Genomic DNA, 11,465 nt, shown 5'->3' with positions numbered 1-11,465 from the left:
GCGGATCCGCGGCCCCGTGCGGCGCGGCGGTCAGCGCCGCCGGCGGGTGCGCTTCACCTTCAGCTCCTCGAAGCGCGGCAGGTCGCCGTCGACGATGCGCCGCCACGCGCGCGCGTACAGCTCGGCGACCGGTTCCGCCGGCACCAGCACGCCCAGGACGGGACGGCCGCCCGCCGGGAGGCCGTACAGGGCGGACTTCCACTGCTCGACCGGCGGCACCGGCGCGGACTGCTCCGCCCACGCCCCCGGCAGGAACAGCGAGCGTCCGGCGCGGGCCCGGACGGCGGAGACCACCAGATCGGTGGCCGCGAGCTCGGCCCGCGCCGCCTTCAGACGCGCCGGCTTCCACCCCGTCCAGCGGGCCGTGTTCCGGTCGGTCGGGTCGGGCAGCGCGAGCAGCATCAGGTACAGCGTCGCCGCGTCGGCCCCCAGGCCGTGCGCCGCCGCGGCCTCCGCGACGAGCGAGGGCACCGACCGCGAGGGATCCTGCGGCCACCATGTGCCGTCGTCCGCCGCCCCGCCCGCCGCAGGCGCGCCCGGATCGGCCAGCAGCCGCGCGAACGCCGGGTCGTGGCAGAGGCGCAGCGCCGCCTCGACCGACGTCGGCCGCTGGTCCTCTCCGCGCAGGGCCGGCAGATACGGGTCGGCGCCGGTCGAGTCGAGCAGCGCCGTCCGCAGCGCGGGCAGCGGCTGCCCGTCGTACGTGGCCATGAGCACCGCCCCGTACCGCTCGTGGTCCGGCGCGGTCTCCGTCGGCGCGCCCGCCACCTTCCGGAACTCCGCCAGGCTCGTGTAGTGCCCGACGGCGACGAGCAGGTCAGGCGAGGCGAGCCGCTGCCGCACCGCCGTCAGCGCGCCGGGCAGCGCCGCCCGCAGCGGATCGCCCGCCGGGAGCCGGTGCGCCAGCCACCCCATCAGGCCGACGGCGCCCGTCAGTACGGCTCCGGTGAACGGCGCCTCCACCGGAACGACCGGCGCGGGCTTGTCGTTGCTGATGTGCCAGGCCACGTCCACGCCCAGCTCGGGCGAGTTCGCCGGATCGAGCAGCCCGGCGAGCGCCCGGGGAGCCGGCCAGCCGCCCCGCACCGCACGGGCCGCCTCGGCCGTCAGCCAGTCCGGCACCTGCGCCCGGCGGCCCACGCGCGCGTTCCACACCTCGGCCGCGGCCGCCACGTCCGGGCCTTCGGTCCACAGGCGCGCCGGGTCGTCCGGCAGCAGCGCCGACACGACCGCCTGGCGCACCTCGACCGGGAGGGCCCGCAGCTCGTTCCGGGCGTGGGCGGCCTCGACGACCTTCACACCGAGGGTCTTGCGCAGCTCCAGGGGCAGGAAGTTGTTCTCGTGGCTGTCGATCTCCGGCATGCCGGCGAGAACGAGCCCGGCGAGCGCCCGGGAGGCGCCGGTGAGCCGGCCGAACTCCTCGGCGGCGGCGGGCAGGAACGGCGCTGCGCCGCCCCGGGCCTCCGCCTCCCGGAGGAAGGCGGACGCCCAGCCCGCGGCCCGCTCGGGGTCGCCGACGGGCACGCAGGCGCGCACCGTGTACGGGCCTGGCACCTCGAACCGGCCGCTCGGGTCGTACAGCAGGGCGCCGAGGTCCCGCCCGCCGGGCACGCTGTCGCTGCGCTCGGTGAAGCCGAGGGCCGCGCCGCCGCCCAGCGGGACCACGCTGCGGTGCGAGACGTTCCGGTCCTGGCCGTCGGGGGCGGTCAGGTGCTGGTCGGTCAGGTGCAGCAGGACGCGGCGCCAGTGGCCGGCGGATCCGGCGGCCGACAGCAGACCGAGGGCGTCGGCCCGGCCGAGGACGCCGAGCAGCGCGTCGCGGCGCGCCGGCTCGGTGCAGGGCGCGACCGCCCGGTAGGCGAGCACGGCCGGCGTGTCGAGGAGCGGGGTGAAGGGCAGCCCGGACCACGGCAGCGTCGGCAGGTCGAAGTGGAGGCGGCCGGGGACGGCCGGCGCGTCCGTGGCGGCGCGGACGGCGGCCAGCTGCTCCAGGTAGTGGTGGGTCACGTCCGAGTCGGCGCCCCACCGGGAGTAGCCGGACGCCACCACGCCGTTGAGCGCCTGGGAGAGGATCCGGTCGGCCGGACCCGCGACCCGCGACGCGACCGGCTCGTCCGCCGGGTCGAGCCGGGCGGCGACCGCGTCCAGCGCCTTCTGCTGCCGCACCGCGAAGCGCAGCACCTTCGTCACCCCGGCGGCGAGCTCGGGCGAGAGCCCGGGCAGCACGGTGCCGACGAGGACCGTGACGTCCTCCGCGCGCTCCGCGGCGACGGCGCCCTTCAGGAGCGCACCGGCGGTCTCGGCGTCGGCGGCGCGCAGCACGGCCGAACCGCGCGGGTCGCGGGTGCGGAGCGCGTACAGGAAGTCCAGCGGCGGGAGCAGCGACGTCGCGGTCCGGAACAGCTCGCCCCGGCCGCCCTCGCACGTCGCCGTGACGACGCCTTCCGGGTCGGTGAGCGACAGGGTCCGCCACTCACGGGTCAGCGCGCGCGGGCGGGCGTCGCCGGGGAAGGTGAGCGCCGCGAGCGGCATGTCGGACCCCTCCGGCAGCACGACCTCGCGGCCGGCGAGGTCACCCGCGTGCCAGCCGTTCTCCGGCAGCCGCACCACGCGCCAGCCGAGGAGGCCGTGGACGGGCGCGCCCACGGCGGAGTCCTCGACCGTCGGCGCGGGCCGCAGCCAGGAGGAGAAGTCGCCCAGGCGTGCGCCAGGGGCGTGCGGCCGCAGCGCGTCGGCGAGGAAGCCGGGCTGCGAGCGGCGCCCGGAGGTGCCCTCGACGGGGTCGTACTCGACCCAGCCGCTCTCGTCCTGCCCGTCGCGGTTCTCGTACGCCCAGTAGGACGTCCCGTCCGAGATGACGGGGACCTCCGCGGGGAGCCGGGTGTCGCCGGCGTGCAGCACGCCGCGGCCGGTGGTGCGCCCGCCGCCCGGCAGCTCCAGGCTGGCCCGCCCGGAGCGGAGCGACCACGTGTTGACGTTCCCTTCGAGCGTGAACACCCGGTCGGGGGCCGTGTGCCAGTAGCCGCGCGGGGGGTTGTTGCCGTACTCGGTCCAGAACACGAGCAGTGCGCCGTCCACGTAGTGGAAGCCGTGGCTGCGGATCGAGGACGCGGACGCCGTCGGGATGCGCAGGTCGTGGACGAGGAGGGTGGCGTCGGCGCCGATGACCCGGGCCTGGGAGGCGTTCGCCACGATCAGGTGCGGCCACGCCTCGACGACGGTCAGGTCGGACGGGTCGGAGGAGGCAGGTGCCAGCTCCGCCACCGCCCGCTCCCACTCCGGCCAGTGGAACTCCTCCCACAGGCCGCCGCGGAGCGTGCGGGCCAGCGTCTCGCCGAGGTCGGCGCCCGCCGCGGCGGCCACCTCCTCGGGGGCGAGCGCGAGAGCCTCGGCGGGGAGCCACGCCAGGGTGGAGAGGGCGGCCGGCAGGCCGGGCAGTCCGGCCGCGACGGACGAGCGGGCGACCTCCCGGGTCCAGCGGGCGAGCAGCACCCGGCCGCCCTCGGACGCGGCCAGCCGGCGCAGGACGTCCTCGCCGTGACCGCCGCCGTTGAAGGCGTTCGCCCCCCGGTCGAACGGGCGGTGGAAGCGCGGGTCGGCGGCGAGCGCCGCCAGGTCCCGGGGACGCTCCGACTGGTGCCAGTCCGTCAGGTCCAGGGCGACGCCGTGCCGTCGCTCGTCCCGCTCGGGGGCGCGGACCGGGACGTCCAGGGCGAGCAGCAGGTCCAGCAGGTTGGTGTCCTCCAGACCGATCCGCAGCTCGCGGCGGCCCTCGGGCCGGGCCGCGAGATCGGCGCGGATCCGTCCCGCCGCGCGCTCGACCAGGTCGAGCAGCGGCGTCGGCGTGGGCCGCCGGCCCCAGCCGCTGTGCCGGGCGGCGTGGAACCGCTCCAGCCAGCCGGCCGCCCCGTCGGCGCACTGCTCCTCGGCGGGCAGCCCCGCGTCGACCAGGCCGGTGTCGGCGCCGGACTCCGTGAGGATGTCGAGCCACAGCTCGCTCAGGGCGCCGTCGTCCGACGAGGGGGCGAGCGTCAGCAGCGTGCCCCGCGTCCCGGGCACCCGCCGGGCCAGCGCGACGAGCGGCGCGCGGTGCGCCTTCCACCAGCCCGTCGCCGCCCGCAGCGTGGCCGGCAGGGGCAGCAGCTCCGCGAGGTGGTCCTGCTCGGCCTCCCCGGCGGACAGCCCGGCGGCCCGGGCGAGCCGCCGCAGCTCGGTCGCGGCCTGCGCGGACGGCGCGAGCCCGCCCGCCGTGCGGCGCACGCACAGCCGCCGGAACCGCTCGTACGCCTCCTGGGGCGCCAGCCGCGCGGACAGCTCCTTGCCGTACCCGGACAGTACCTTCACGGGCAGCGCCCCGGCGAGCGCGAACTCCAGGAACACGGCGTCCAGCCGGTCCTCGTCCACGGGCAGGCCGTGCTGCGCCTCGCTGGTGCGGGCGCGGCCGAACAGCTGCCCCGCGTACGTGGTGTTCTCCACCGCCAGGAAGACCCGGGCGGCCTGCTCGAAGAAGACGGGCAGGAAGTGCGGCACGGAGGAGGCGAGCCGCCCCGCGAGTTCGAGGCAGGCGTCGAGCGCCGCCTTCGGCTTGCTCTTCGCCTGCCGCGCGAGCCGGTCCAGCTCGGGCACGACGGCGAGCGCGTGGTGCCCGTCCTCGGGGTGGTGCACCAGCACCCACTCCGGGAAGCCCAGCTCCTGGCGCCGGCCGAGTCCGACCACGGCCGGCTCCGCGGCCGGTTCGAGTCCGAGGAAGCCCGCGGCCAGGTCCTCGGCGGCGCCGAGTTCGGCGGCCGTCAGCCGCACCACGACCCGGTCGTCCCCGAACACGGGGTGCCGGTAGGTCCGGGCGGTCAGCTCCACGGCGGAGGGGCCCGCCCCCACCGTGTCCGCCGGGAGGACGGCCCCGGCGTTCAGCAGCTCGATGTCGTTCGTCGCGGTCGTGCCGGTCACGCGTTCCCACCCTCTTCGATCGTGCGGCCGGCGTAGAGCGCCGCGGCCATGCGCATCCCCTCGGACCAGGCCACCGGCCCGACCCCGTCGAGCCGCATCGCGCGGCCGTCCTCGTCGTGCCAGCTCAGCCCGCCGGTCTCCGACTCCCCGTCCCAGTACGGCTCGCCGATCCACACCGACGCCTCGGTGCTCCGGCCCCCGTCGCGCACCTTGCTCGTCGCGTACCCGCCGGAGACCCGGTAGCCGAGTCCGGTGGCCCGCGCCGCGAGCCCGAACCGCGAGGTGAACTTGCCGCCCACGTAGTCCCGCACCTCCGTCGCGTTCGCCGCGAGGGTCTCCGGGCGGGTCCAGGTCGCGCGGTGGATCTGCTCCACGCGCTGGGTGATGCCCAGTTCGGCCGCGAACTCGCGGACGTCCTCCAGGTCGGGGAGGAGCACCGGGTGCGGCAGGGTCACCGTGCGCGGCGCCATCCGCACCGTCTCGCCGTCCAGGTCGACGACCTTCAGCCCGCCGTCCTCGGAGACGTCCCGCAGGAAGCCGACCTCGTCCGGGTCGTCCCCGACCACGGCCATGTCGCGCAGCGCGGCCCGCCACGCCTCGTCCGGCCAGACCCGCGCGATCAGCGCCGTGGGCACCGGCAGCGAGGACACCATCCAGGCGTCCACCTGCGCCACGCACGCGTCCGCGTGCCGGTCCAGCCACTCGGACAGCTGCTTCAGCCTGTCCACCCCCGGGTCGTCCCGCAGGGCCTTCGGCACCGTTTTCAGCACCCGCCCCCCGGAACGGCGGGCGACCACCCGCCCGCCGTCGTCGAGGGTGACCTCGTACCCCTCACCCGCATCCAGCCACACCATGAGCCGCGCCCCTCCACCTGAACCGACGTGTCCACGCAGCCCGAAACAGGGGGCCCACGCCCCCGAACTGCGGTATGGGGAAGACGCTATGCGCTCCCACTGACAACGCGGGAAGGAGGCCGCGGTCTCCAGGGGGGAGGCCGCGGCCGGGTGGCTCGCCCCCGCCCTACGGCGCGGCGGGGGTCCTGGCCGGAGCGGCGGCGGGCGGAGCGTCCTGCCGGTAGAAGATGTCGATGTCCACCTCTTCGCCGCCGACGATCAGGGTGTCCCAGGCACCGCTCTCCCACAGCGTGCGCAGCGTCGAGGCGCCGAGGGTCTCCAGGTGGCTCCGGAGGGTCGGGTCGTCGGGCATGCCGGGCAGGCGGGAGGCGAGCCGGCCGCGGATCGACCGCAGCCGTTCCATCAGGGCGTCGATGTCGGCGCCCCTGTCGAGGTCCTTCCCCTCGTGCTCCTCGATGCTCTGGGCGATCTTCTCCTTGATCGGGCGGCTGACGCCGTGCTCGTCGGTGGTGATCATCGTGTTCCAGGCGCGGCTCTTGTGGCGGTACTGGAGCATGGACATCGCCGCCTCGTGGCGGGCGAAGTCGGCGTCGCGGAAGGGGCGGCCCGTCCAGGCCCCGTTGAGGGACCGGGCCAGCGAGATCGCCGAGCCCAGACCGCTGTTGAGCCCCCGGCCCGGCCAGAAGTGGATGGCGTTGGCGGCGTCCCCGAGCAGGAAGCCGTACGTCCCCGGCGAGGTCGGCGTGGCCGAGTACAGGCGGGTGGTGAACCTCGGGCGCTGCACCATGTCGAGCCGGAAGGCGGTGACGGCGCTCAGGTCGTCCTCGGCGACGCCGAACAGCGCGAGGCCCTCCCGCACCCGCTTCCACAGGGCCGAGCCCCTGACCATGGCGGGCAGGAAGAGGGTGCTGTGCGTCGAGCACTGGAAGTCGCCGTGGTCGTCGCGCCCCATGACGCACGGCCGTGAGGCGATGCAGTCCTCGAAGACGTGCCGGACCGGATCGATGCCGACCACTTCCGCGGCCTCGGCATCGGTGAGCCGCATGTTGAGGAAGCCCTCGCCGCGCAGGGCGTTGAGGAGGAACCGGTTCTGGGCGACGGTCAGCAGGACCGTCATGGGGTCGCTCAGGGCCGACTTGACGCGCAGTCCGAGGACGACGTCCTGCACGTGCCGGCCGTGCAGCGAATAGATGGACTTGTCGGCGTTCCCGAACTTGTCCGCGAAATGCTCCCGGGTCCGTGAGCGTCCTCCTTCGCAAATGGCGAGGACATGGTTCTTCGCTTCGGAATTCTGGTGCTCGGCCGGGTCGAAAGCTTCGGGGACGAGGCGGATGCGGTCCGGTTTCTCGTTGGCCAGGGCGAGGAGCGTGTCCTCGATATAGGCGATCCGGAGGTTTCTCGGGCTGCGGCCGAGGATCGAATCGGGCCCGACCGGCCACATCTCGGTGAACGCGGCGCTGTCGCGGAAGAGGCGTTCCTGCACCTCCTCGGGGAGGTTCAGGTACTGGCGGCTCTGCACCGTGACGACCTGTTGCCGGCGGACGTTGCCCTGGTCCTCGCCCTTCCACACGACCCGCGTCCCGTCCCGGGTCCAGCGGCCGTCGTACACGGTGATGGTGACGCGGTGCCCCATGAGGTGTTCGAGGAGCAGGGCGAAACCCAGGCCGACCGGGCCGCCGCCGGAGACCGTGACGTCCAGCACCGGTCCGGCCGCCAGGGTCGCCTGTGAGGACACGCCGAGCGGACGCAGCACGGACAGGTCGAGGATGGTCTCCATGGCGTCGGCCGCCTCGAAGCGGAACGTCTCGGTGCCGATCTCGATGAGGTCCCCGGGCTGCAACTCGTGCGAGGTCACCCGCGTCCCGTTGACGTGCGTTCCGTTGCTGCTGCCGCTGTCGTACAGGACGAATCCGTGGTTCTCCCGGCGCACTTCCGCGTGAAAGCGGGAGACGTTCTCGCCGAGGATCACGATGCTGTTGTCGCCCTTGCGACCCAGGGTCAGCGGTGAGGTGCCGATCGGGAACTGCTGTCCGGTCAGAGAGCCTTGATGGCCGACGAGCCGAGGAGGCATGGTCACCCAATTCCATTGGTCACGGATCCGATGACGAATTGCGAACCGGCGGACGGTTGTCGATTCCTGTCCCGCACGCCGTGGGGCGACCGGCACGCGGAGCAATCTTAGGGCGGGCCCGACGCCGCTGGAAAGGCGTGCGAACCCACTGGACATCAGAGGGTGACCCCGCTGTGAAAATGTCACGGAAGGGTTCCGGGGGAAGCCTCTGTGACTCCTGTGGGCGCTGTGCCGGAAGGGACGCTATTCCGCGAGGGCGGCGAGTTCGACCCGGAGGCGGACGAGGGTCGTCCCGCCGCCCTCGCGTGCCCCGCGGGCGAACGCGGCGGTGAACTCCGCCGCCCCGAGAGCCGCCCGCAGGATGCCGGTGATCCGGTCGACGTCGCCGCGCTCGGCGGCGGGCAACGGGGCTCCGACGCCCCGGCGTTCGGCGTCCGCGGCACCGAGGAGGGCGGCCGCCCCGGCGGGGCTGCCGGGGGCGAGGGCGCCCGCCAGCCCCTCCAGGCAGAGGGCCAGCGCACGGGGTTCGCCGAGGGTACGGGCCACCGCCAGCGCGCGCAGATGGTGCCGGGCCGCCTCGTCGGGGCGGCCCCGGAGCTCCGCGAGGAAGCCGAGTTCGGCATGGCGCAGATGCTCTCCCGCGGGAGAGGACGCCTGGGCGAACCGGTCCTGAAGTCGCGCCAGTTGGTCCTCGGCGGCGGTGAGGTCACCGGATCTGCGGGCGCCGAGCGCGAGCCCCATCCGGGCGTGGATCTCGGCGTACGCGTACCCCTGCTCGGCGGCGATCGCGAGGGCCTGCCCGTGCAGGGCGCGGGCCCTGTCCCCGTCGCGGTCGAGGAGCGCGAGCCGGCCGAGGCCCGAGAGCCGAGCGGACACCTCGGCGGTGAGCCCGAGCGCGCGGGCGATGCGCAGGCCCTCGCGCTGCCGGCGGCCGGCCTCCGCGTAATCGCCCCTGACCTCGGCGAGGGTGGCCAGCGGCGGCACGGTCTGCAGCTCGCCCCAGCGGTCGCCCAGCTCACGGAAGAGCCGGGCGCTCCGCCTGCCGTCGCGTTCGACACCCGCGAGGTCGCCCCGGTCCAGGGCGAGCCGGGCGCGCAGACTCAGGGCGGCGGCCGTCCCCCAGGCGTCACCGGACGCCTCGAACCCCTCCAGGGCAAGGGAGTTGACCTCTTCGGCCTCTTCCGGCGAGCCCGCGCTGAAGAGGCCGTACGCGCAGAGCCATCGGGCGCGGAGCCCGGCGGACGTGTCCCGGCCGGGGACGAGGTCCTCGCCCGGGGCGGAGGACCGTCCGGCCCCCCGGCCCTCGGTCAGGAGGCAGAACGCGCGATGCGGAACCCCGGTCGTCGCGTCCGGGTGGACGTCGAGGACCGCGCGCAGGGTGCGCCGGGCCTCGGTGAGGCGCCCGCGCAGCAGCCACCACCAGACCAGCGAGCCGGCCAGCCGGGCCGCGTCCGCGCCCCCGGAGGGCGGCCGCAGGGCCGTGTCGAGGGCGGTGCGCAGGTTGCCGGCCTCGGTGTCGAGACGGTCGAGCGTGTCGCGCTGGTCCGGGCCCCGGAGGGCGGGCTCGGCGCGTTCGGCCAGTGCCAGGTAGTGGGCGAGGTGACGGGCGCGTACGGAGTCGGGGGCGCCGTCCTCGGCGAGTCGTTCCAGGGCGTAGGCGGCGACGGACTCCAGCAGGCCGTAGCGAGGACCCGACGGAGCGGTCGTCACCGTCACCAGGGAACGGTCGACGAGCCGGGTCACCAGTTCCCACACGTCCGTCCCGGCCACCCCGTCGCCGCCGGCGACGGCGGTGACCGCCGCCAGGTCGCAGCCGTCACCGAACACCGCGAGGCGACTCAGCACCAGCCGCTCGGGCGGGGAGAGCAGCTCCCAGCTCCAGTCGATCACCGCGCGCAGGGTCCGCTGGCGGGCGGGAGCGCCGCGCCCCCCGCCGGCCAGGAGCCGGAAGCGGTCGTGGAGCCGGGCCGCCAGCTCCCGTACGCCCAGTGCGCGGACGCGGGTGGCGGCCAGCTCCAGGGCGAGCGGGATGCCGTCGAGCCGCCGGCAGACCTCCTCGACGCGCGCGCGGTCGTCCGGGGTGAGCGCGGCCGGATCGGCGGGGAAGCCGGGGGCGGAGGCGGCGGCCCGCTCGGTGAAGAGCCGGACCGCGTCGCCGGCGGCGAGCGGTTCGACGACGACGACCGTCTCGCCGTTCAGTCCCAGAGGCTCCTGGCTGGTGGCGAGCACCCGCAGCCCGGGGGCGGCCGTGAGCAGCCGCGCGGCGAGTTCGGCGGCGGCGTCCACGACGTGCTCGCAGTTGTCCAGCACGAGCAGCCCCTGCCGGTCGCGCAGCGCGGCGGCCAGCCGCCCGAGCGGGGTGGGCGCGGCACCGTCCGGCCCCGCACCACGGGCGTCGTCCCGCAGGCCGAGCACGGTGGCGACGATCTGGGCCAGGTCGTCGGCGGAGCGGGGCCGCACCCCGGCGAACTCGACCAGCCACGCGCCGGGAACCGACACCCGCGCCGCCGCGACGGCGACCCGCGTCTTCCCGACCCCGCCGGCCCCGGTGAGCGTCACCAGCCGCGCGGTGCCGAGGGCCTGCCGGACATGGGCGAGGAGCGCGTCGCGGCCGATCAGGGGGGTGAGCGGCGCGGGGAGGACGGCGGGGGGTGTGCGGGGGTGTTCGGCGGGGGCGGGTGCGGGTGCGGGTGCGGGTGCGGGGAGGGCGTGGGTACGCGGCGGCGCGACGGGGGCGGACAGTTCGGGGGCGTGGCGGAGCAGCGCGCCGTGCAGGGCGGACAGCTCGGGACCGGGGTCGACGCCCAGCTCCTCGGCGAGGCGGGCGCGCAGGGACTCGTACCCGGCGAGTGCTTCGCCCTGGCGCCCGGCGGCGTACAGGGCGCGCAGGTGAAGGGCGTGGAGCCGCTCGCGGAGCGGGTGCGCCGCCGCGAGCTCGGCCAGTTCCGCGACGAGGGCGGCGTCGCCGCCGACCGCGAGGCGGGCCCGGGCGCGGTCCTCCAGCGCGGCCAGCCGCTCCTCGTCCAGGCGGGCGGCGGCCGGACGGACGGGGCCGGCGTCCGCGACGTCGGCGTAGGCGGACCCGCGCCACAGCCCCAGTGCCTCGGTGAGCAGGCCGGTCCGGTCGGCCGGCCCGGGTGTGGCCGCGGCATGCGCCACCAGCGCGCGGAAGCGCGAGGCGTCGACCTCGTCCGGATCCAGCTCCAGCCGGTAGCCGGGAGGGCGGCGCACCACACGCTGCGCGCCCAGGACCCGGCGCAGCTGCGAGACCCGCGACTGGAGGGCGCCGGCCGGGTTCCCCGGCAGCCGGGCGGGCCACAGGGCGTCGATGAGGAGGTCGGCGGGGACGGTCTCGCCGCCGTGGGCGAGCAGCACGGCGAGCAGGGTGCGGACCTTGGCCTCGGGGACCGCGACCTCTTCGCCTTCGTCGCCCACGACCACGACTGGACCGAGCACCCCGAACCGCATGCCGATCACCTTATCCGCCCGGCTCCGCACGCCTGTCGGGGTAGCGGACGCGGGGCCCGCGAGCGGGGCGGACGCCGGGCCCGCGAGCGGTTCCCAAGGACTCCCGAACGACTCCCGAAGGATTC

Annotated in this window: 4 protein-coding genes; all 4 read right to left on the bottom strand. The window is 75.9% G+C overall.

Translation table 11 applies throughout. The features are described from left to right. Positions 1 to 30: 30 nt before the first annotated feature. Positions 31 to 4,947 carry a DNA-binding protein gene (locus ACFYT9_RS25760; protein WP_389167670.1) on the bottom strand — a complete coding sequence of 1,639 codons (4,917 nt, stop codon included), beginning with the start codon at positions 4,945 to 4,947 and terminating at the stop codon, positions 31 to 33. Then, a complete protein-coding gene (locus tag ACFYT9_RS25755; RefSeq protein WP_389167668.1) occupies positions 4,944 to 5,801 on the bottom strand; it encodes a DUF4132 domain-containing protein in 858 nt (285 codons plus the stop codon). Before ACFYT9_RS25755 ends, ACFYT9_RS25760 begins: the two co-directional genes overlap by 4 nt. 166 nt (positions 5,802 to 5,967) lie before the next feature. Further along, positions 5,968 to 7,872: an FHA domain-containing protein gene (locus ACFYT9_RS25750; RefSeq protein ID WP_389167912.1), complete on the bottom strand. Its 1,905-nt coding sequence runs from the start codon at positions 7,870 to 7,872 to the stop codon at positions 5,968 to 5,970. 243 nt (positions 7,873 to 8,115) lie between these two features. Beyond that, positions 8,116 to 11,340, bottom strand: a complete 3,225-nt coding sequence (locus ACFYT9_RS25745) for a BTAD domain-containing putative transcriptional regulator (RefSeq protein ID WP_389167665.1) — start codon at positions 11,338 to 11,340, stop codon at positions 8,116 to 8,118. Between the last annotated feature and the right edge of the window lie 125 nt (positions 11,341 to 11,465).

Source organism: Streptomyces sp. NPDC004435 (genome assembly GCF_042873895.1).
Taxonomy (GTDB): domain Bacteria; phylum Actinomycetota; class Actinomycetes; order Streptomycetales; family Streptomycetaceae; genus Streptomyces.
Note: the sequence above shows the minus strand (reverse complement) of the source record. Positions and strands in the feature narration are given on the sequence as shown.